Origin of the sequence: Neobacillus dielmonensis (assembly GCF_000612665.1) — a bacterium.
Taxonomy (GTDB): domain Bacteria; phylum Bacillota; class Bacilli; order Bacillales; family Cytobacillaceae; genus Neobacillus; species Neobacillus dielmonensis.
The window spans coordinates 167554-190411 of sequence record NZ_HG942074.1 but is presented as its reverse complement, the minus strand read 5'-3'; the positions used below and the strand labels follow the sequence as shown (position 1 = coordinate 190411).

The following is a 22858-nucleotide window of genomic DNA, read 5'->3' as shown; positions in this document are numbered from 1 at the left end:
TTATGATGAACATTACATACGAAGTGCTGACTGAAGAATACTTATATTCAATTCAAGATTTATGCAACGAGTTAATGGCCTACCAGAAGACGAAGGCGTCTATTCATCCGGAGTTTTTTGAAAACATGAGTTTTGAAACACGAATGATTCCGTCGGTTCAAAGTGCGACTGCAAATTATATTATTACCGCAAAAGTGGGGGAGAAAATGGTGGGATATGCGTATAGCAATATTTCTCCAAAGGAAACCTATTCGGGTGGTTTTGCTACGTTAAATTGTGACGCATTTTTCGATTTCGGCTCCGTCCAAACGGAAGAAGTAGGCTGCCTGTCCCAGTTCTATATCAAAGAAGACTATCGAAGTTTAGGAATTGGCAGCACCCTTTTTCAAAAGTCTATGGATTGGCTGCAGTCATTTGAAACCATTACAGATCATTTTATCTTTGTATCAAACGGCAATGACCAAGCCTTAAAATTCTATCAGCGCAAAGGCTTTACAGTCAGCCACCACATACTCGACGGATTTATTACCGTATTAAGGAATAATTAACAGGGACGGTTCTCCTGCTTCATGCATGACTCCATTCTTGGACCCATAATTTTCTCCTTTTATATGGAAATTTAGTGTAAAATAATTTTATGCATTACCATAATAAGGGGGAAAACGATGAAAATATTAATTCGTGGAGAGAAGGTTAAGTTATCCGACTACACTCCTTCTACTCAGCTTCAAATCGAAGTCAATGTAGCCTCTGGCTTTGAAATCGACATTACCTGTTTTGGCTTGAGCGGAGAAAAAAATCTAACGGATGACCGTTATATGATTTTTTATAATCAGCTCCAATCGCCTGCTAATGAGATTCATCTGCTTTCGCACCGCAGCGGCTCCGGCACTTTTCAGGTCGATTTATCGAAGCTGCCTGCAGCTGCTCAACATCTCGTATTTACAGCAACGATTGACGGCGAAGGAACGATGGGAATGATCTCCTCTGGGTCACTTAAAATCCAAGCAAATGGACAAACCATCCTAGAGTATTCCTTTACAGGGCAAGACTTTAAAAATGAAAAAGCTGTCATTATTGCTGAGATTTATAATAAAACAGGGTGGCGAATCTCTTCTGTAGGACGGGGATTTGATGGTGGATTGGCTGCTTTATTGAAGGACTTTGGCGGCGAGGTGGCCGAAGAGCAAAATCAACCTGCTACTCCTTCCATACCGACAACATCGGCAGCGCCAGTGCAAGCATCTCCACAGCAGCCTCCTGTTGCTGCAGCTCCAACACCGCCTCCGGTTAATACGAAACGGGTCATGCTTGAAAAAAAGATGGAGCAAAAAGCACCAAAAATATTAGACCTTTCCAAAAAAGCCAAGGTTTCCTTAGAGAAGGTCGGCCTGCAAAATCACACTGCCAAGGTTGCTTTATGCTTGGATATATCCGGGTCGATGTCGGGCCTATACCGCTCTGGAAAAATTCAAGAGTTTGCGGAAAGAATTTTGGCATTAGGTACCCGTTTTGATGATGATGGCTCGATTGATATTTTTTTATTTGGCGGCAAAGCGCATGATGCAGGCGAGTTGACGATTGATAACTTTAACGGTTTTGTGAACCGGTTAATCAAACAATACCCACTTGAGGGAAGCACCTATTATGGAAAGGCAATGCACGTAATCCGTCAGCATTATATCGGGTCAGCTTCCAAGCGGAACAAGCCATTCTCAAAAGACATCCCTGTCTATGTCATGTTTGTTACGGATGGAGCTACTTTTGATGAAAAGGAAACCATTAGTCATCTGCAAAATTCATCTTACGAACCTATATTTTGGCAGTTCATGGCGATAGGAAAATCAAACAAAGGCACCAAAAAACGTGGATTCCGCGCCCTCTTTCAATCCGACTTTACCTTTTTGGAACAGCTGGATAACTTAACGGGAAGATACATAGACAATGCTGATTTCTTTAGTGTGGAAGATCCTCAAGCCGTTTCGGAGCAGGAATTGTATGACTTGCTGATGCAGGAATACCCGGAATGGGTCAAAACCGCATCTGTAAAAGGGCTCATTCAACCGGCGGCAACTGCCATTCGCTAACGATTAAACAATTTTGCAAAATAAAGGAACCTATCTTAATGCGACAGGTTCCTTTTTTGCTAATAAAATATGCCCTTAAACCACACGAGCACTGGCTTAACGACCTGTCGATAAACCCAACGGAGTGGGTAATAAATAAAGGTCTTCCACATCCAGCGGACAGGATAGTAGACGAGATGAAGCCATAACCATTTAAGACCGTTAAGCAAGTACTTTAGAATGAGTCTACAAACGCGCAAAACCGGAATAAAAATCTCTCGGTAAAACCAACGCAGCACATATTTCCACAACAGATAAAACGGATAATAAATAACATAATACAGAAGCGGAAATAACAGATAATACCATACAAATTTTAAAAATGGAACTAATACATTATTCCAAACTAAGGAGAAAAGAGGAAACAGGATTCTGTGCCACAACCAACGAAACGGAACATAAATAATATAATGCCAGATTGGTATTATAATGATTTTCCATATAAATACAAGAACCGGCAAAATAATTGTTTCCCAAAGCCATTGAAGCGGTACACCAATTAAATAGGTCCAGATAAATTTCAAAGCCTGCCAAATCAGGTAAAAAGGAAAATAAACAATGAAAACGATGCCGCGGAGAATATATTTTATAAGAGACCCTATTTCTCGCAAAAACTTCACGTCCTTCAATCAACTTGTTAAAAATCCAAGGTGCATTTATTCTACCAAAAATTTGACTGAATAGAAGGGATTAGATCATGAAAAATCTCATAAACGATCCCGCCAGCCATCACTAATGCAGGTACAATTAACATTCCAAAAAAGATATAGTTGAAAACAATCCTCGTCTTTGATTGGCCAAACCAACTTATCATTTTATCAACCAAATAGGATAGAAGAAGTCCGCCCAGAATAAACAATGCAGAAAATAAGCCAATTCCTAAAGGAGCTTGGGGACCAAATAAATCATTGTCAGGATTCGATAAGAAGAAAGGGATCCCATAAATCACCAAGTTTATACAACCATACAGTACTCCCTTGCGTACCCACCCCGTTGGCAAATAATGATAAATGGCCGTAAAAATAATACTGTTCGCCAATGAAAAGCCTACACCCACAATTATTAATATAAACGTTCCTTGAAAAGTAAACCCTCTCGCCATATGGGGGAAGGCAAGGGCAATGATTCTCATGATGAAGCGAAGCAATAGCCCAGATATAACTCCCGTGATCACGGCTGCTAAGAAGCCAATCCCTAACCTCCTAGCGACTCCTGTAATCCGAATCAAAATGGAATTCCTTATCACTGAATCGTTTTGTGTTTGACTCTCCAATTCGGCTCTCTCCTTTTCATGCTAAATGAATTCTGTTTTAATATATTTTATCGTTCGTAATTAAGAACAACCAATCGAATAAATATATACTCATTTACTTGAAAAATGCAAACCTTTTTTAGTCCTTTGCAGATAAATGGGAAGCAGGAACCATTATCCGGTTCCTGCTTGTTCAACTGCATATTTTTTGTTTTCTAGTTTTCATACTCAATCTTGACGAATTTATCCAATGCCGCCAATGATCGTTTGACTTTTTCCGTATCAATGCAATACGCCATCCGGAAATATCCTGGACATCCGAAACTATCGCCTGGTACCAGTATTAAATCATATTTTAATGCCTTCCTACAGAATAGGTTGGCATCCTCTTCCAATGCCTTTGGAAAAATATAAAATGTACCGTCTGGCTTTACGCAGGTAAATCCCAGTTCAGTTAATTTGTCATAAAGTAAGTTCATATTGGTTTCATAGACAGTCATATCTGCTGTCAAATCCACTACTTCTGCTACAGCGAGTTGAATTAAAGATGGCGGGCAGTTGTGACCGATCCCCCTCGAAATTTGACCACACATACTCACAATTAAATCAGAATCCTTACAAGCAGGATTGACCGCAACATAGCCGATTCGTTCTCCCGGCAGTGATAGAGACTTAGAATAGGAATAACAGGAAAGGGTATTTTCATAGTAATTAGATGCATAGATGGAGTCTACCCCTTCGAACAAAATCTCTCTGTAAGGTTCATCAGAAATAATAAAAATTTCATGCCCGTATTCTTTTTCTTTTTGACGAAGAAGATTGGCCAGTTTCTGAACGGTCTCGGAAGAATAAACGACTCCAGACGGATTGTTGGGAGAATTAATTAATATGGCAGCGACCTTCTCGGTCAACATTTCTTCAAACAACGAGAAGTTGATCTGAAAATCCTCTGTATTAGGAGGAACCACTTTCAGTACTGCCCCTGTCAAATCAATATATGGATGGTATTCAGGAAAGAACGGTGCAAACGTCAGCACCTCATCTCCCGGTTGGGTCACGCACCTTACAGCATGGGCAACTGCTCCGGCCGCACCTGTGGTCATAAAGATATGATTTTCCGTATAATCCATGTGGAACCGTCGATTTAAGGAATCCGCTATTTTTCTCCTGACGGACGGAATTCCTAAACTTGGACTATAGCCATGAAGTTCTGCAGGGTTTTTAGTGGACAACAAGTCTATCATCACCTGGGTAAATTCTTCCGGAACAGGAACCGAAGGATTGCCTAGGCTGTAATCAAACACATTCTCATAACCGATTTCTTTGCCGCGCTCTGCCGCAAATTCCGACAGTTCTCTAATAACTGATTTTCCTTGTAACATCTGCTTGTATTTTTCTGAGATCATATGATTACCTCTTCTCCTTCAATCCAAAGTATATAACAATACTATAAACCTTCTGGGAAGTGAGGGCTAACGTTTTGAGAAAAAATTATGAATTATCCAACAGATGGTTGGAAATAAAAAAAGCACCCTCAAGTTCGAGAGCACTTAATATTATTCTAAACCTTTTTTGCCACATACACTCCACATGTGCTGAGTATGCGGCATCACATGGGGTGCTGTTAGTATGAAATTTATTATTCCTGGACTGATTCTTCATTAAATATAGATTTCGATAAATTATGGATAATATCTCCACGGCTTATAATCCCTACCACTCTCCCTGCTCCATTCACGACAGGAATCTTTTTAAAATGATGTTCGGATATTAACCGAATGGCAGTTTCAAAGTCATCATCAGGGGATAATGTCTTAATATGTTTCTTTACCATAATTTCCTCAATTGGGGTATTCATTTTTTCCCTTAATACATCTTCTATTTTTTGAGCGTCTTCTAAATAGGTTATATAGTAAGCTAAATATAATTTCTCTTTATGTGGGGAAAGAAATCGAACGATATCCCCATCTGATACAATTCCCACTAAGTTTCCTTTATCATCAACCACTGGGACACCGCCAATTCGATTGGTCTCTAGAATAGAAATTAGTTCTTTGACAGTAGTTGAATGCTTAGCAGTAATTACTTTACGAATCATAAAATCTCGTACTTGCACGTAGACCGCTCCCCTTTCTTCTCTCCTTTAAGGGATCAATTACCTTTTAGTTATACTCTTCGACTACATGACGATCCTCTGTTTTCTTCCTGCCTGCTAAAGCGAAGTAAGCAAAACCTCCTACCACGATAAGGACGATTCCAGAAATAAAAACACTGCTATATCCGAATGAATTTGCTGCAATACCCAGCACAAATGCACCAATAGCCATTCCTAAATCCATTGAATTAAAGAACAATGAATTGGCAATTCCGACACGATGTTTTTCTACCGAACTAATAACTTGTGTTTGGAGAATTGGTGTAACAGAACCGTATCCGATTCCAATAATCGCACCTGCCACAATCATAATGACTGCTGTTTGAGGCAATGAGAGCATCACCATCCCAATGGCAAATAGAATAATACAAGGATAAACAATTTTGTTTGCCCCATAACGGTCAGCCCATACACCTGTAAATGGACGGAACACAAACATTAATCCCGCATAAAGAATAAAGAACGTACTAGCGGCTTTTACAAGGTCAATTTCTTGTGCATACAATGCTAAGAACGAAGCAATCCCTGAATAGGCACATGCTAAAATAAATACGACAAGTGCAAATGGTGCGGCTTTTTTATCAACCAAGTCATTAAGATTAAACCCTTTACTCGCTATTGAAGCTTTTTCTGACTGCTTTTGTTCTGGAACATGAATAACCATTGACAGTATGATATTTACTACTGAAATGACAATACAAAGAATATATGCTGTGTTGTATGCTCGAATGTTAGCTAAATTAAGACCTATTACCGGCCCAACAACCATCGCCAAACCCATTGCTAATGAGAACCAGCTTAGCCCTTCACCTCGCCTTGAATCTGGTATGATCTCTGCACTAATGGTACCTTTCACAGTAGTTATGATTCCAAAAGTGATACCATGTAAAATTCTTAGGATATATAATGCCCAAATATTTGAGACAAATGGATAAAATAATGTGGCAACAAAAAATGCTGCTGCAGAATAAATCAATATTTTCTTTTGTGATCCTCCACTTACCCACTTACCAGCAAATGGCCGAATAACAATAGCTGCAATTAAAAATAATGTTAATAATAAACCAGCCTGGTCCGCACCCCCGCCAAATTCTTTCGTTAATTGAATTGGAAGTGCCGTTAATAAGATATAAAAAGCTAAAAAAATAAAAAAGCTGATAGTAGTAATATTTATGAAGTCTTTAGTCCATAGTTTTGGTTTACCCATATCCTATTTCCTCCTTAAATTCTCTTTTTTAGTCAATTGAATGTTCTACTACTGTTTTCTTGTAAGGAAAGCGACCCTTTTATTATACGCCCCTGAGTTATGCGTACATAATTGTATTTTTTATACCATCTATGCATAATAGTAATATCATTTCATTACAAGGAGAATATTGAATGGATTTTGACCAACTTTTTTATTTCCATGTCGTTGCAAAACATAAGAGTTTTACAAACGCCTCCGAGAAATTAAATCTTTCACAGCCAGCATTAAGCCGCTCTATTTTGCGGCTCGAAGAGGAAATAGGTGTCCCTTTATTTGAAAGAAAAAGCCGTGGTGTCGTGTTAAACCAATATGGGAAGGTTTTTCTTGACTCTGCAAATCAGGTTTTATCAGAAATGAAAGAAGTAAAACAAAAAATCCATGATATGGTCGATCCTAACCATGGAACCATTTCGCTCGCATTTATCCAAACGCTTGGCTCCACTTTTGTACCTGATTTAATCAGTGATTTTCAAAGAGAATTTCCCAACATCCAGTTTCAATTATCTCAAAATATTTCGAGTAAAATTTTAAAAGAGATACAGGCCGCTAACATTGACATTGGCTTCTGTTCGCCGCTGGAACCGCATGAAGGTCTGTGTTCCATACCCGTATTGTCTGAAGAACTATTCCTCATAGTTCCAACTGCACACAGGCTGGCAGGAAAAGAGCGGGTAAATTTAAGTGAAGTAGCGGACGACCCATTTATTTCTTTCAAGCCGCAAACAGCCCTTCATGATTTAATAGACAATCTCTGTCATGAAGCAGGATTCCTTCCAAGGAAGGTTTTTGAAGGATATGAAGAGAGGACAGTCTCAGACTTAGTTGGAGCCAATTTAGGTGTTGCCATTGTGCCTTACATCCCGAATCTTGACGAAAGTAAAATTTCACTGATTCGCGTACAGTCACCAAAATGCTTTCGAGCCATCCAAATGGTATGGAGGCTAAATGGATATATGTCACCTGCTGTAAAGAATTTTAAAGAATTTGTGGAGAAAAGAGCTATAGGCACTGCAAAGGAGAGAATTTAAAACAATATAGAAAATGCCTGGCACCCCCAGTATGATGGTTTTAATACGAAAAGTTTTGGGGTAGTCTAGGTAATTTCTTTAATCATCTATCTTTTTCCTAATAAGTTGTGCCACACACTCCAATACGAGGACTGTAATGGACAACACAAAGAGATATTGGTAGATTTACTTAGATTTTTTTCAAGAATACACCTTACAACAAATTGTGGAACCTAAAGTACCGTACCTGCATCAGAATCATTTATAGTTTTTTTCAAAATTAAAGACTCCTTTGTTGAGGACTTGCTTGACTCGGAGACATACCAGGCCAACACCTTCTACAACAGGAGCTTTAATATAAAAAACCTTTATTTTCCCAGCAAATTATTTCCTATAATGTATAAATCCGCAGCCGAATTCAAATATGGTCCGGCATTTGTTATTGATTGACCATTATTATTTCTTAATCCTTCTAAGATGTATTTGTTCGCTTTTCTTTGTTCTGCAATCATTTCCTTTGTAATAGTATACAGCTCCTGATCGGCATCATTACTCGGCTTTGCGTCATTTTCATATACTTCCAATAGTTCATTGAATTCATTGGCCCAGGTAATTAAGTCATCAATTAAATCTGAGCTGTAATCCCCATCCTTTATTAATTCAAAATTGCTGCCAAGAAGATCCAAATAATTCTTATAGGATTTGTAATACTTTTGGTTATATTCTAAAAATTCTTGTGAAAGTTCTCTTCCCTCATTTGGTTGGGTTTGATTATTTTTTTCTGGTATCGTAACATTGGTTTTTAAAGGATAGGTGTTCTCTGAATTGACGGTAATATTATAATGAAATAAACTATAGTCCTCATCGCTGATAGGGTCTTCTTCCAATATCCTTTCGACAAATACCGTATCTGAATCACTATACTCCTCGTCCAATTCTTGAGAATCCCCGCCGACTCTCGGATCATCAATCATAGATGTATTTACCTTATAGTCAGGATTATCAGGATCATAGTACACACTGATAAACAATTCTATCCCATAGTCGCTGCTAATTACTTGGTTGCCTTCACTTATAGGAAAGGTAAGTTTTGTATTTTTTCCTTCATGGATTGTCGCATCGATGTTTACATCTTGTGCAGACAATTCATCTGGAAAATTGAGCCAAGCAGTAACATCAACCCCATCTGGTAAATTTGTGGAAATTTCTGCATATACCTTATTCCCTTTAGGGTCATAAGACATATTTTCTATCTTCAGTCTTATTTTTTCCCGCTTTATTACCTCATCAGCTTTTTCATCTTGCTCATCGCCGTTTCGAAAAGAGAAAACAATCAAAAATAAACCTATGACCGTAACTACGGCGATTAAACTTCTTTTAATTGTTTCACTCATTTCGGACTTTTTATTGTTTATAGTCTTTTTACTCATTAATGCACCCCGTTGCATTTTAACTAATTTTTAGTAATGCCCTATAAATTTTTTCCTATGTAAGGTACTTAGCAGGGGGCAATATCAAAATAGAGTAGATAAATTACTCTTTTGAAGATAACTCAATGTTATGTTGGGAGAGTTGCTTTCTACCCAACACAAGAATCGTAACTCTACACACAGCTTTATAAGACTTTTTTAAAGAAACTATTAAGTCCAGTTCTTTAAAATAAGAAGGATAAGGAAGCTATTGCTACCCTTTCCCTTAAATCGTTTAATTCTCTTTTTGACCACTTATGTTTTTCAGCAACTTCTTAATCCTTCTTTTAATGAATACAGCCCCTTCAAACTCATTTAACAAATTTACAGGCTTATATTTCAAGAATACCTACTAAAATAATGACGTTGAATCATGCACATTCTTATTGCATTATGATATTCATATTCAACGTCAGCAAAAACTCATCGATTAATTCTCCTTCATACTGAAAACCGAGTTTCTTATAAATATATATTGTTCTTTTATTAATCTTCTTTCCCCCTGATTATGAATATGTTTATCATATAAATCCTGCAATCCAACAAATGACTTATATGATTTCTCAAACCAACAGGACATAATATTTAATTGGTTCGGAAAAGTTTATTTTAGGGTTACACCTTTAAAAGGAGTAGCGGCACACTCCACATGCGTAGAGTATATGTGGCAACACATGGGGTGTTGATAAGTTTACAGTTGTTTTAAAAAGGCATAGTTTAGAAGTCACCCAACTTCTTCCTGTTTTCTGCATTTATCACCATATAGGAATAACTCATATTTTACCTTCTGGTTCTGTTGTATAATAGAGACTTACCCCATTGTTATACACCCGCGTATAAATTAATCAATAATCTCATTTTATTAAGATGGGGCAGACTTTAATTTTCACCAAAAAAAATTTCAACATATAAAAAGAAGCAAAAATCTAGTAAAATATCCACATGTGACATTAGATAAGGAGTTAAAAGAATGAGCGTATTAAACGTACAAAATTTAAGTCACGGTTTCGGTGATCGTGCAATTTTTAATAATGTGTCTTTTCGACTTTTGAAAGGAGAGCATGTTGGCCTAGTTGGAGCAAATGGTGAGGGTAAGTCCACTTTCATGAATATTGTGACTGGGAAGCTGCAACCCGACGAGGGAAAAGTTGAGTGGTCACGAAAAGTTCGTATTGGGTATTTAGATCAGCATGCTGTACTCCAAAAAGGTACAACGATGCGCGACACTTTGAGTACTGCTTTTCAATATCTTTTTGATGCTGAAGCAGAGATTAATGAACTTTATGCCAAAATGGGTGATGAAGGTGCTGATATCGACGCATTACTTGCAGAAGTTGGAGAGCTCCAAGAAACGTTAGATAGTAATGATTTTTATCGAATTAATTCAAAAGTTGAGGAAGTTGCTCGTGGTCTTGGATTAGACGACGTTGGACTTGACCGGGATGTAGATGATCTTAGCGGCGGGCAGCGTACGAAAGTTTTGCTAGCTAAGCTTTTGCTAGAAAAACCTGAAATCCTATTACTTGACGAGCCAACGAACTATTTGGATGAGCAGCATATCGAATGGTTGAAGCGCTATTTGCAGGAATATGAGAATGCATTTATCTTGATTTCACATGATATTCCATTCTTAAACAATGTTGTTAACTTAATCTATCATATGGAAAACCAAGAGTTGAATCGTTATGTTGGTGACTATGATAACTTCTTAAAAATACATGAAATGAAGAAGCAACAGCTAGAGGCAGCTTACAAGCGTCAACAACAAGAAATTGCGGATTTGAAAGATTTCGTTGCTCGTAACAAAGCAAGTGTTGCGACTCGTAATATGGCAATGTCCCGCCAGAAGAAGCTCGACAAAATGGAAATTATTGAATTGAGCGCAGAGAGACCGAAACCAGAGTTTAACTTCAAAGAAGCTCGAGCAGCTAGTCGTTATATATTCACGGCAGAAGATCTTGTTATTGGTTACAATGAACCGCTTTCCCGCCCTCTAAATTTAAAAATGGAACGCGGACAAAAAATTGCATTTGTAGGTGCAAATGGTATTGGTAAATCAACTCTATTAAAAAGTATCCTTGGGTTGATTGATCCCCTGGAGGGTAAAGTGGAACGTGGTGAGTATCAACACATTGGTTACTTCGAGCAGGAAGTGAAGCAGGCCAACTATAACACTTGTATTGAAGAAATTTGGAGCGAGTTCCCAAGTATGAATCAGGCTGAAGTCCGCGCGGCTCTAGCAAAATGTGGATTAACGACGAAACATATTGAGAGTAAAGTCGAAGTCCTTTCTGGTGGCGAAAAAGCCAAAGTTCGCTTGTGTAAAATTTTAAATACAGAAACAAATATATTAATTCTAGACGAACCTACCAATCACTTGGATGTGGACGCAAAAGAAGAATTGAAACGTGCTTTAAAGGCATATCGCGGAAGTATTTTGATGGTATCCCACGAACCTGATTTCTATCGTGAAATTGCGACCGATATTTGGAATTGTGAGGATTGGACCACGAAAGTCTTTTAAATAAAAATTAAGGGGTACCCACTGGCTGAAATCTCCACATGGGTACCCCTTTTTATCAACCATCTAAAATTTTTTATAACTTACCTGTTTCTCTTCGAACGATTGGAGCAATTTCCGTTGCCAACAATTCAATACCCTTTGCTACATTCGTAAACGGTTGACCACCTATATCTAACTGCGCTAAAAAACGTTGGTGCCCAAAGAGTTCGTATTGTTGAAGGATTTTTTCGACTACTTGCTGCGGACTCCCCACGAACAAAGCGGTTTCCGGACTAGCCATATGTTCAAAGTCATCTCTTGACATCCTTGTCCCCATTCCACGTTGACGGTTCACATATCCCCAGTAATTGGAATAATAAGGATAAAACTCCTCTTTGGCTTGCTGGGTTGTTTTAGCTAGATAAGCATGGCCAGTTACACCAACCTTCAATGTTTCTGGCGAATGTCCTGCGCCTATTCCTGCTTGACGGTAAAGATCGACAAGTGGCTTGAAACGTCTTGGATTACCACCCAATATAGCCAAAGCCATTCCAACTCCAAATCTTCCAGCACGAACTGCACTTTCAGGTGTACCTCCGACTCCAATCCAAATTGGCAATTTTTCTTGTACCGTTCTTGGGGCAATTTCAGCATTATTTAATGAAGAACGGAACTTTCCCGACCATGTGACGGTCTCCTTTTGGGTCAGTTTTAAGAGAAGGTCCATATGTTCTTCAAACAATTCATGATAATCGTTTGTGCTATACCCGAATAGAGGAAATGATTCGATAAATGCTCCTCTTCCAGCCAGGATTTCAGCCCGCCCATCCGAAAGTAAATCCAATGTAGCAAAATCTTCAAATAGACGAACCGGATCGAGCGTACTTAAAACACTTGTTGTGCTTGTTAATCTAATACGATTGGTTACTTGTGCAATAGCAGCCAATAGTACTGCTGGAGAAGAAGAGGCGTAATCCAGACGATGGTGTTCTCCTACACCAAATACATCAAGTCCTGCCTCATCAGCAAGTTTTGCAGCTTGAATAATCTCTTTTACTCGTTCTTTAGCTGTTATCGTTTTTCCAGTCAGGGGGTCCGGGCCAATATCTGCAAGTGTGTAAATACCAATTTCAATACCGGCACCTTTTTTAGTAACCATTTCAGAACCTCCCATCCTATACAGCTAACTCGATTTTGTTTCCAGAAGGATCAAAGGTGAAGAATTGATTGTTTTCTTCTAAAACCTTTGCACCAATCTGCTTCAAATTCGTTACCGCTTGGCTACGAGCCACTTCATTATCAAAAATGAGCGTAAACGATTCAAGTCCTACACTATTGTTGGCGGGAGATGGAGCCCCAATGCCATTCCATGTGTTAACCCCAACATGATGGTGATAGTTTCCGTAGGAAAGGAATAAGGCCTGTTCTCCAAATCGATTGACAACATCCATTCCCAGTCCTTTTACATAAAATTCTTCTGTCTTTTTAAGTTCTGACACGTGTAAATGAATGTGACCCATTACCGTTTCAGCAGGCATTTTTTTCCACGGATTATCCGGTGTAGCATGCATTAACAACTTTTCAAAATCTAATGGGATAACAGCCATTGCCACTTCACCGCCGTCCCAATTCCATTCAGCAGGAACACGATCACGATAAATTTCTATCTCATTCCCATCGGGGTCGTGAAGGTACAATGCTTCACTGACAAGATGGTCAGAAGATCCAAAGCGAACTCCTTTTTCCTTCAAATGAAAGACAATATTGGCTAAATCCGTTTGGCCTGGCAATAGAATTGCAAAATGATATAAACCAGTCGTTCTTCCCTGTTTTGGTATGACATTTTCAGGTTGTTCCAGTGATAAGAAACTCGTTTTCCCATCTGTTGTTAGTTTGACTGTTGAAGCTGTTTGTTCTAAAATATCGAATCCCAGGATATCTTTGTAAAATTCGATTGAACGTTGTAAATTTAACACTTTCACTTTTACATCCCCAACAAAAGTTGTTGGTTTCATGTGAAATACCATATAGTTAACCTCCTAGAGTACATTTTTTTATTAAGTTACTTTATGTAAGTTAGTATATTTATATAATCAAATAATGTCAAGTAATTAAATATCAGTTTGTAATTTAGTATCTACTTTGTGGTATAATAGAGATCAAGAGAGGTGCATATATAATTATGAAACAACCTACAATTTGCCCCAAATTTGAAAAGGCCATTTCCCTTTTAAGTCAGAGATGGACAGCTTTGGTTATCTATCAATTATTATTGGGACCGCAACGGTTTAATGAAATTCAGTCTTCTATTGGTATAAGTGGAAAGGTATTATCAGATCGTCTAAAGGACCTCGAGTCTCAAGGGCTAGTAAATCGTAAGGTAATACCAGATACTCCTGTCATCATTGAGTATTCTTTAACGGAAAAGGGGCTTTCCATGGAACCCATTTTAAGAGCAATTGAGAATTGGTCCCAGGCCTGGGTTAAACCGGACTCTGAGTTCTCTGAGGATTAGTTTTCAATAGTGTTCATACAATGAAAAGAAGGGTTGTCCTCTAAAATCATTTAGCTGATTTTGCCGAACAACCCTTTTACATGAAGATAAGATTACTATCACTTATTCCTGTTCTTCTATTTACACTATTCATTATAATTCCCTCAAATTGAATATCGTATCACATCATAATTCTACGAATGGTTTCAAATTAAAAGGTTTTAGGTTAAGATGCAAAAGGATTCATTATGTATAATCCTGATGGTTATATGTCCGCACAAATCATGGCTTCAAGCCGATCTGCAGGTCCCGCACTCTCTAATTGAAAAGTATACTTTTAACCACGATGGCACTATCCATATTCACTACAGCTTTGTAAACCACTTTAAAACACAAAAAAGGCAATGCCCAAAGGGTTAGTTGCCTTTCTTGTGCCTAATTAACTACTCAATTCCTCGTTATTCCTTTGTTCGCTATTAAAATAAAGGTTTTCCTTCTCCCCGCTTTTTCATTATTGTTGATATGTTGGGGATAACTGGCTTTTTCACTTACTTTTTTATACAAACTTTATTTCAATGTTAATAAGATGTGGATAAAGTTTATTTTACGATATTGGATTTCTTTTTTTAGTCACACTTTAAAATGAGCTGCGCCACGCACTCCACATGTACGGTATGAGGAAACAAATCAACCGGCTGTACAGCCTTTAACTCGTAACCGAACGGTTCCAATTCTTTAATATCTGTTGCGAACGTATCTGGATTACAAGAAATATAAACGATTCTTTCTGGTTTCGAGCGGCCGATTTTTCTCATTACCTTGCCGCCTGCACCTGAGCGAGGAGGATCCAATACTAATAACTCTGGATTCCCAAAGCTCTCCAACACCTCGTCAATCCCTTTGCGCGCATCTCTAGCTAAGAAGTAAGTATTAGTAATTCCGTTATCACTGGCGTTTCGTTTAGCTGATTCAATCGAGCTCTCGACAATTTCAATACCGGCCATTTTTCCTACACGGCTGGCAAATGGCAATGAGAAGGTGCCGACGCCGCAGAAAAGGTCAATCATTTTTTCCGTTTTCTTTGGCTGACCCATTTCTAAAGCTAAATCCACCAATTTTTGCGCCTGTGTCGGATTTGTTTGAAAAAACGTATCAAACCAAAGACGATAGCGATAGCCGCTCATTTCATCGTAAATAAAATCCCGGCCTGCCAAAACATTTGTATTTTCCGATTGTGTGCGGTCAGCCCAGTCGGTATTTTCAAGCCATAACAAGCTTTTCACTTGAGGAAACTTCTGTTCTACCCGTTTCACTAAATCATCTGCCGCCTGTTGATGTGCCTCAGGAGCCTCTGTTGCAAATAAAGCCAGCATCATTTCCCCTGTTGCAAACGATTGTCTGACCATCAAATGGCGCAGCAAACCCTCGTGAAGGTCCTTGTTATAACCTGTTAAGCGGTATTCTTTTGCCCATGCTGCAATTTCCATGGCTGCTTCAACCATTTCCTTGCCGGCAATCAGGCAGGATTCAAGAGTAATAATCTTTCTAAAATTGCCTTGTTCGTGGAGACCAAGGGATCCATCCGTAGCGAACGTAAACTCCATCTTATTGCGGTAATGCCAAGGCTCGTCCATGCCAATCGTGTCTTTTACAAGATTCGGGTCAAATCCTTGTGATTCGACAGCATGTTTCACATGGAACGTTTTTTGGTTTAATTGGCCGCGGTAATCCCAATGCTGCCATACACAGCCGCCGCAGGTTTCGAAATGCGGGCAGGCCGGCCCAATTCTTTCTGGATGTGTCTCAAGGATTTCATCCGGCATTGCCCTTCTTCTTCTGCGATCCGGCTTGTCCACCGTTACACGCACTTTTTCTCCAGGGAGCGTTTGCGGGATGGTAAGCCTTAATTTCCGTTTGTTACCCTGTTCAGTTTCAAGCCAAACGCTAACTTGTCCTGAACCCTTTTCATCTAATTTCTTTATCTCAACAACCATTTCTTCTGGTTTTGTAATAGTCAATTTTAAACCTCCCCATGAAATAAGGAATTCATAAACATTTATTATACGTCAATTTTAGCCACTAAACTAGTATATCGAACAATGAAACAATTGGGAATATCGTATATCCTAGCAGTTTTCGCTAACATATTATACTTGTTGCCATATTGTTAAATGGTTAGACATATTATATTGGGGCAGCAGAAAATTTGGGGAATAGGAGGAGTTGCTTTATGGCTGCATTAAAGCCAGGGGAAATAGCAAGGCAATCAGGTGTTTATGTGGAGGTAGGACATGGCGGCGGCAAAGTCAAGAACGCCCGACGTGTAGAGGTTAAACAAGGTGAATCATTGCCGGAATTAAAGCCATATACAATTACGATTGAACATAAGGGGATAAAGAAAACAAGGACCCGTCAACACAGCTGGAGGCTCGAGTAATCAGGAAGCTTTTCTACGATTTCTGGAGATGGCTTGGTGTGCCACCAAGTCATTTCTATTTTATGGTTTAACCCTTATCCACAAAAAATAGAGAAACACTATGGTAGTCATTTCCCTGCACCGCTCCATTATCATAGATAAGGTACTTTCTATTCACAAAGTTGAAAGGTCTTCAGCACAGCTTCCCCTATTTTATAATTATTGGCTTTTTCGTCTAGAATGTTAGTTTCCCTCTTAAGGTTACCAGTATATGTATAACCACGGCTGTCTTGGCTTCTTTATTTAGGAACAAATTCATAACCTGTTTCCTTATTAATAGAACCACTTGATATAGATGTAATCTCGTAGAGTCTTTTCACCAGTAACCATCCTCCGGCCTTTTCAGCAATATTTGGCTGTTTTCGTGGATATTGTTGTTTTCTTATTTGAAGTACTGATAAAGTGCGTCTTCAAATACTCGTTATCCAATTAGGGGTATAATCGGACTTGAGTTTTGTCACGAAAAGGCTATTACCTACCATTCTCGCGATTTTTTCGGGAGTTCGGTCGTTAATAAAAAGCTATTAGCTACCGTTCTCGAGATCTACTGGAGAGATTGGTCGCTAATAATAAACCGATCTGCTTACACTTCGTCCGAAGGTCTATAAATGTAAAAATAGCAACAAGCCTTTAGAAAAGAGCCAAAATAGTTAGATACCCCAATTTTCATAAATCTTGTCTTCATAGAACGAACTACTGATATTGTATCCCATAATAAAAGCCGAGACCTAGTCCCGGCTTTAGCTTTTCTATAAGTTTTCTCCATTAGACGCGATTACATCCTTATACCAGAAGAACGACTTTTTCCGGCTGCGCTCAAGAGTGCCGCTGCCGTCGTCATGTTTATCGACATAGATGAAACCATAACGTTTCGAGTATTCACCAGATGAAGCACTGACAAGGTCAATACAGCCCCAGCTTGTGTACCCCATTAAATCAACGCCATCCTCAATCGATTCGCCCATCGCCTTGATGTGCTCACGAAGGTAGTCAATGCGATAATCGTCATTAATAGAACCGTCTTCTTCCACCTTGTCATATGCACCAAGGCCATTTTCCACAACAAACAAAGGGACACGATAACGGTCATATAGCTTGTTCAAAGAAATGCGGAGACCTTCAGGGTCGATCTCCCAGCCCCAGTCGCTGGCTTTCAAGAATGGATTCTTGACGCCGCCAATCATATTCCCCTGGCCAATCTCTTCCTGTGTCTTATTCTTCTTCTCGGTACGGGACATATAGTAGCTGAAACCGATATAGTCCACTGTTCCTTCCTTGATCAATTCAAGGTCACCAGGCTGAATTTCCAGGTTGATATTATGCTCCTTAAAGTAGCGCTTAATGAACGCTGGGTATTCACCGCGCACCTGAACATCACCGCAGAAGAAGTTAAACAAGCGCTCTTGATCAAGGGCATACATGACATTTTCAGGGTTGCAATCAAAGGAATAGGTCGGCGCAAAAATAATCATGCAGCCGATTTGAGAACCAGGGATGATCTCATGTCCAAGTTTCACTGCTTTGGCACTTGCGACAAATTGGTGATGATAGGCCTGGTAGGTCGGCTGATACTTGTCTTCTTCCTTTTGAATCGCAAAACCAAGGCCCATGATTGGCATCATTAAACCGCTATTGATTTCGTTAAATGTCATCCAGTATTTTACCTTGTTTTTATAACGGTTGAAGATAGCCGTTACATAGCGTTCAAAGAAGGTCACCACTTCACGGTTTCTCCAGCCGCCATACTCTTTAACGAGGGTTACTGGCATTTCGTAGTGGGAAATCGTCACTACCGGTTCGATACCGTACTTATGAAGCTCGTCGAATACTCGGTCATAGAACGCCAAACCTTCTTCATTTGGCTCGAGCTCGTCCCCTCTTGGAAAAATTCGTGTCCAGGCAATCGACATCCGGAATGCCTTGAAACCCATTTCCGCAAACAGAGCAATATCCTCTTTGTAACGATGGTAAAAATCGATACCCTCATGGTTTGGATAATATTTGTTAGGATCGATTTCAAAGTTAAAACCAGGCTCTGCCAAAATGCTGAGCCGCTGTTTCCCGCCAGGAAGAACATCGGCAATATTTAAGCCTTTGTTGCCTTCATGAAAACCACCTTCCATTTGGTTAGCAGCAGTTGCACCGCCCCATAAGAAACCCTTTGGAAATTTGTATCCCATGGTTTACTCCTCCAGTCTTCCTTATTTCGCTAAATTATTTGTGCTTAACGTTTCTGCTAAAGAAGCAAGTGCAGCATCTTCGTCACTGCCATTTGCAATAATTTTAATATCTGCGCCTTCACGGACACCGAGAGACATTACACCCATGATGGATTTTAAGTTTACCGCTTTTCCGTTGTATTCTAGTTGAATATCGGAATTAAATTTACTTGCAGCCTGTACCAAAACGGTAGCCGGTCTTGCATGAAGCCCTGCTGGGTCAATTACCTTAAATGTTTTTTCTGCCATGTTGCATTTCTCCTTTCAAAATAAAAAACCTAAATAAGCATGCTTTGGGTACACCAATAGCATTCCTACTTAGGTTTTGCCTGCCGGACAGTAACAATCCTTAAAAGTCAGATAAAATTTTAAAGTTGTTCACCATTAGAGGCGATAACATCTTTATACCATTTAAAGCTTTTTTTCTCAAGTCTTTTGAGTGTTCCATTTCCTTGATTGTCCCGATCGACATAAATATAGCCATAGCGTTTTTTCATTTCGCCGGTTCCAGCGCTTACCAAGTCGATTGGTCCCCAGCTGGTGTATCCGAGAATCTCCACGCCATCTTTAATCGCTTCGCCCATGGCGGCGACGTGTTTTTTCAAATAATCAATGCGGTAATCGTCGTTTATTTCTCCTTCAGGAGTCACCTCGTCAACAGCACCAAGACCATTTTCGACAATAAACAACGGTTTTTGATAGCGGTCATGCAGCTGATTGGCGGTAATTCGTAAGCCTTTAGGGTCAATCGTCCAGCCCCAATCGGATTTTTCGAGGTATGGATTTTCTATGGACCCGAACACGTTGCCTCCGGTTACATTTTTCAACACTTCCGGATCCGTGCTGGCAGTGCGGCTGGCATAATAGCTGAACCCTATATAGTCAACCGTGCCTTCTTCCAGAAGCTCCAAGTCGCCTTCTTCCATTTGGATATCTAATTGATTTTCCTCGAAAAATCTTAGGGCGTAGCCAGGATATTTGCCTCGGGATTGAACATCAATGAAGAAAAAGTTTTCCCGGTCCTTGTTCATTGCCTCAAATACATCATCTGGATTACATGTGTATGAATAAGTTTGTCCTGCTGCCAGCATACAGCCAATCATGGCATCTGGAATCATTTCATGGCAAGCCTTAACGGCAAGGGCACTTGCCACAAGCTGGTGGTGTGCTGCCTGATACTTAATTTGATTCTTGTCTTCCCCTTCCTTGAAAACTAGGCCAGCGCCTACGAACGGAAGGTGAAGCAACATATTGATTTCGTTAAAGGTCATCCAATATTTCACTTTATCTTTATATCGTTTAAACAGTGTTGTAGCATAGGTTTCAAAAAGGTTTACCAGTCTGCGGTTTCTCCAGCTTCCGTATCTTTCGACCAACGATAAGGGAACATCAAAGTGGGCAATGGTCACAACCGGCTGGATCCCGTATTTTAACAGCTCGTCAAACACATCATCATAGAATTTCAGACCCGCTTCGTTTGGAGTTGCGTCGTCGCCGTTAGGAAAAATTCTTGCCCATGAAATCGAAAGGCGAAGCGCCTTGAAGCCCATTTTGGCAAACAGAGCAATATCCTCTTTATATCTATGGTAAAAGTCAATCGCTTCATGGGAAGGATAAAACTCTCCTTCTTCTGGTTGAAAAGACTCAAGATTACCTTGGGCAATTTCCCAACGCTTTTTACCTGTGGGCAATAGGTCCACTGTTGTCAGTCCCTTTCCACCTTCTAAATATGCTCCCTCAGCTTGATTGGCAGCAATCGCGCCGCCCCATAAAAAACCCTCTGGAAAAGTTGTTTTTGTCATTATGTAAAACTCCTTTCAAAATACGGAAGGAAAGCATTCAACTGCTTCCCTTCCCATTTACTAGTAGTTATTATGCTTGGATTAATAGATCTCCAGCTTTTAATTGTTTTTTCTCAGTAGTAACAATCTTATATTGATCAGGGTTGGTTACGACAACTGGAGTGGTTACAGGATAACCTGCTGCTTTAATTGCCGCGATATCAAATTCGATTAACAATTGGCCTTTTTCTACTCGTGCACCTTGTTTTGTATGTGCCGTAAAGTGCTGGCCGTTTAACTGGACAGTGTCCATACCAATGTGAATCAATAGTTCTGCACCTTCATCAGTAGTAATTCCGATAGCATGGTTCGTTGGGAATAGGACGGAAATAGTACCGGAAACCGGTGCAACCAATTTGCCTTCTGATGGCTCGATCGCAACACCTTTACCAAGTGCACCTGAAGCGAACGCCGCATCATTGATTTCAGATAGTGACATTACATCTCCTGTTAATGGGCTGGCAACCACTAAATTTGCTACTTTTACTTCTGTTGCATTAGCTTGAACCTTTTCACTGCCTGCAGTTTGACCTGCTTCTTTTTCTTTACCCATACCGAATAGGTAAGTAAGAACGAAACCTAATACAAATGCTACCATAATAGCGATTACAGAACCAATAAAGTCAGAACCGATTCCTTTGTCAGGAGAGATATATGATGGAAGTCCGAAGATTCCAAGACCACCAATGATGTATCCTTTAACACCAAAGATACCAGAAATCGCACCGCCGACACCTGCTGCGATACAGCTGATGATAAATGGCTTTTTCGCTGGAAGCGTAATACCGTAAATAGCTGGCTCAGTTACACCGAAAATACCTGAAATGAAAGCTGGAATACTTAAGGATTTAAGCTTTTGGTTTCTCGTTTTCAACCAAACACCAAGTACAGCACCTGTTTGAGCAAATGATGCTGCGAAAACAGTAGCTAAAATAGTGTCATAACCTAAAGTTGATACGTTATTGATGGCAAGTGGCACAAGACCCCAGTGAAGTCCGAAGATAACGAATACTTGCCAGAAAGCACCTAAGAACAGACCTGCAACAATTGGGCTTAGATTATAGATCCATAGAGTAAACTGTCCTAGTAGTTGTCCTGCCCAAGTAGCAACTGGTCCAATGACCAAGAAAGTTAACGGAACAATGACTAATAATGTAAAGAATGGAACTAAGAATGCTTTTACTACATCTGGAGTGACTTTCTTAAACCAGTTTTCTAATTTAGCACCAAAAAACGCTGCGACGATAATTGGAATAACAGAAGATGAATAGCTCATTAAAATAACTGGTAATCCAAGGAACGTGATATGAATCTGTGATGAGAATAAAGTTCCATCAAACAACGTGTACAATGGCTTACCTGCTGACAATGTCGACAAGGTTGGATAAACCAGGGAAGCACCGATTGCCATACCGATAAAATGACTCCCGCCGAATTTCTTAATTGCTGTATAGCCAAGGAAAATAGGGAAGAAATAGAATACGGAATCACCGACTGCATTTAAAATATGATAAGTTCCCGATGTGTTTTCATATAGTTTTAGTGATAGAAACAGTGCATTAAAGCCTTTAATCATACCAGCAGCTGCCATAATACCAAGGATTGGCGTAAAAATGCTGGAAATCATGTCAATAAAGCGGTTAAATAAATTTTGTTTTTTGCCATCTGTTTCTTCGTCTGCTGCTACAGGAGATGCTGATTGGAAGCCTCCGATTGCAACAACATCTTTATAAACATCTGGAACATGATTGCCAATGACCACTTGATATTGGCCGCCGCTTTTCATAACTGTCACGACGCCGTCCATATTTTTCAACACTTCTGTGTTAGCTTTACCTTCATCTTTTAACTTAAACCGTAAGCGGGTGATGCAGTGAACAACACTGATAACGTTTTCACGACCGCCGACATTTTGGATGATATCTTTGGCTAATTGCTCGTATTTCATGGTTTGGACCTTCTTTCAAATTGGATTTTTAGAAATAAAAAACCTGATCCGGGTTTGAATACACACACTGGCATGTATGTGTTTTCAAACTAGATCAGGTTATGCCCTTTACAGGTAAC

Annotated in this window: 18 protein-coding genes and 2 pseudogenes; 7 read left to right on the top strand and 13 right to left on the bottom strand. The window is 39.5% G+C overall.

Annotation, left to right across the window (positions count from 1 at the left end):
• Positions 1–2 precede the first annotated feature (2 nt).
• Both BN2425_RS16220 and BN2425_RS16215 read left to right on the top strand, forming a co-directional pair.
• On the top strand, positions 3–548 hold the full coding sequence (locus BN2425_RS16220) for a GNAT family N-acetyltransferase (protein WP_235714663.1): 546 nt from the start codon (positions 3–5) through the stop codon (positions 546–548).
• A gap of 117 nt (positions 549–665) precedes the next feature.
• Entirely contained in the window at positions 666–2087 is a 1422-nt protein-coding gene (locus BN2425_RS16215; protein ID WP_042461618.1) for a VWA domain-containing protein, read from the top strand.
• Positions 2088–2787: 700 nt separating this feature from the next.
• On the opposite strand, the gene BN2425_RS16205 is transcribed toward BN2425_RS16215, so the two are convergent.
• The 4 genes from BN2425_RS16205 to BN2425_RS16190 form a co-directional block, all read right to left on the bottom strand.
• Complete coding sequence (locus tag BN2425_RS16205; RefSeq protein ID WP_042461616.1) at positions 2788–3399, bottom strand: hypothetical protein; 612 nt, start codon at positions 3397–3399, stop codon at positions 2788–2790.
• Positions 3400–3593: 194 nt separating this feature from the next.
• Positions 3594–4784 carry a pyridoxal phosphate-dependent aminotransferase gene (locus BN2425_RS16200; protein WP_042461614.1) on the bottom strand — a complete coding sequence of 397 codons (1191 nt, stop codon included), beginning with the start codon at positions 4782–4784 and terminating at the stop codon, positions 3594–3596.
• Between the two features lie 233 nt (positions 4785–5017).
• Entirely contained in the window at positions 5018–5494 is a 477-nt protein-coding gene (locus tag BN2425_RS16195; protein WP_042461612.1) for a CBS domain-containing protein, read from the bottom strand.
• A 46-nt stretch (positions 5495–5540) separates the two neighbouring features.
• Positions 5541–6740 carry an MFS transporter gene (locus BN2425_RS16190; protein ID WP_042461610.1) on the bottom strand — a complete coding sequence of 400 codons (1200 nt, stop codon included), beginning with the start codon at positions 6738–6740 and terminating at the stop codon, positions 5541–5543.
• Between the two features lie 173 nt (positions 6741–6913).
• Between BN2425_RS16190 and BN2425_RS16185 the strand changes: the two genes are divergently transcribed.
• On the top strand, positions 6914–7810 hold the full coding sequence (locus BN2425_RS16185) for a LysR family transcriptional regulator (RefSeq protein ID WP_042461608.1): 897 nt from the start codon (positions 6914–6916) through the stop codon (positions 7808–7810).
• A gap of 347 nt (positions 7811–8157) precedes the next feature.
• Here BN2425_RS16185 and BN2425_RS16180 read toward each other — a convergent pair whose 3' ends face one another.
• Both BN2425_RS16180 and BN2425_RS23145 read right to left on the bottom strand, forming a co-directional pair.
• Entirely contained in the window at positions 8158–9219 is a 1062-nt protein-coding gene (locus BN2425_RS16180; RefSeq protein WP_042461606.1) for a hypothetical protein, read from the bottom strand.
• 378 nt (positions 9220–9597) lie between these two features.
• Positions 9598–9853 (bottom strand): annotated as a pseudogene (locus BN2425_RS23145) (hypothetical protein); the annotation flags it as partial.
• A gap of 375 nt (positions 9854–10228) precedes the next feature.
• Between BN2425_RS23145 and BN2425_RS16175 the strand changes: the two are divergent.
• Positions 10229–11782, top strand: a complete 1554-nt coding sequence (locus tag BN2425_RS16175; RefSeq protein WP_042461605.1) for an ABC-F family ATP-binding cassette domain-containing protein — start codon at positions 10229–10231, stop codon at positions 11780–11782.
• Between the two features lie 73 nt (positions 11783–11855).
• Here BN2425_RS16175 and BN2425_RS16170 read toward each other — a convergent pair whose 3' ends face one another.
• Both BN2425_RS16170 and BN2425_RS16165 read right to left on the bottom strand, forming a co-directional pair.
• Positions 11856–12920, bottom strand: coding sequence for an LLM class flavin-dependent oxidoreductase (locus BN2425_RS16170; RefSeq protein WP_042461603.1), 1065 nt, complete (start codon positions 12918–12920; stop codon positions 11856–11858).
• Between the two features lie 16 nt (positions 12921–12936).
• On the bottom strand, positions 12937–13788 hold the full coding sequence (locus BN2425_RS16165; RefSeq protein WP_042461602.1) for a VOC family protein: 852 nt from the start codon (positions 13786–13788) through the stop codon (positions 12937–12939).
• Positions 13789–13943: 155 nt separating this feature from the next.
• On the opposite strand from BN2425_RS16165, the gene BN2425_RS16160 reads away from it, so the two are divergent.
• Together BN2425_RS16160 and BN2425_RS23555 are read left to right on the top strand one after the other, a co-directional pair.
• A complete protein-coding gene (locus BN2425_RS16160) occupies positions 13944–14276 on the top strand; it encodes a winged helix-turn-helix transcriptional regulator (protein ID WP_042461600.1) in 333 nt (110 codons plus the stop codon).
• A 221-nt stretch (positions 14277–14497) separates the two neighbouring features.
• Positions 14498–14581: pseudogene (locus BN2425_RS23555) on the top strand (hypothetical protein); the annotation flags it as partial.
• 300 nt (positions 14582–14881) lie between these two features.
• Here BN2425_RS23555 and rlmD read toward each other — a convergent pair.
• Positions 14882–16249 carry a 23S rRNA (uracil(1939)-C(5))-methyltransferase RlmD gene (rlmD, locus tag BN2425_RS16150; RefSeq protein WP_406603199.1) on the bottom strand — a complete coding sequence of 456 codons (1368 nt, stop codon included), beginning with the start codon at positions 16247–16249 and terminating at the stop codon, positions 14882–14884.
• A gap of 236 nt (positions 16250–16485) precedes the next feature.
• Here rlmD and BN2425_RS16145 point away from each other — a divergent pair, with 236 nt between their 5' ends.
• A complete protein-coding gene (locus tag BN2425_RS16145) occupies positions 16486–16692 on the top strand; it encodes a YjzC family protein (RefSeq protein ID WP_042461596.1) in 207 nt (68 codons plus the stop codon).
• A gap of 788 nt (positions 16693–17480) precedes the next feature.
• Here the strand turns inward: BN2425_RS16145 and BN2425_RS16140 are convergent.
• From BN2425_RS16140 to BN2425_RS16125, 4 genes are all read right to left on the bottom strand, one after another.
• Positions 17481–18911, bottom strand: coding sequence for a glycoside hydrolase family 1 protein (locus BN2425_RS16140; RefSeq protein ID WP_042461594.1), 1431 nt, complete (start codon positions 18909–18911; stop codon positions 17481–17483).
• Between the two features lie 21 nt (positions 18912–18932).
• Complete coding sequence (locus tag BN2425_RS16135; protein ID WP_042461592.1) at positions 18933–19199, bottom strand: phosphocarrier protein HPr; 267 nt, start codon at positions 19197–19199, stop codon at positions 18933–18935.
• Between the two features lie 119 nt (positions 19200–19318).
• Positions 19319–20752 (bottom strand): 6-phospho-beta-glucosidase, encoded by a 1434-nt coding sequence (locus BN2425_RS16130; RefSeq protein ID WP_042461591.1) that lies wholly within the window; start codon positions 20750–20752, stop codon positions 19319–19321.
• 70 nt (positions 20753–20822) lie between these two features.
• On the bottom strand, positions 20823–22739 hold the full coding sequence (locus BN2425_RS16125) for a beta-glucoside-specific PTS transporter subunit IIABC (protein ID WP_042461589.1): 1917 nt from the start codon (positions 22737–22739) through the stop codon (positions 20823–20825).
• Positions 22740–22858 lie beyond the last annotated feature (119 nt).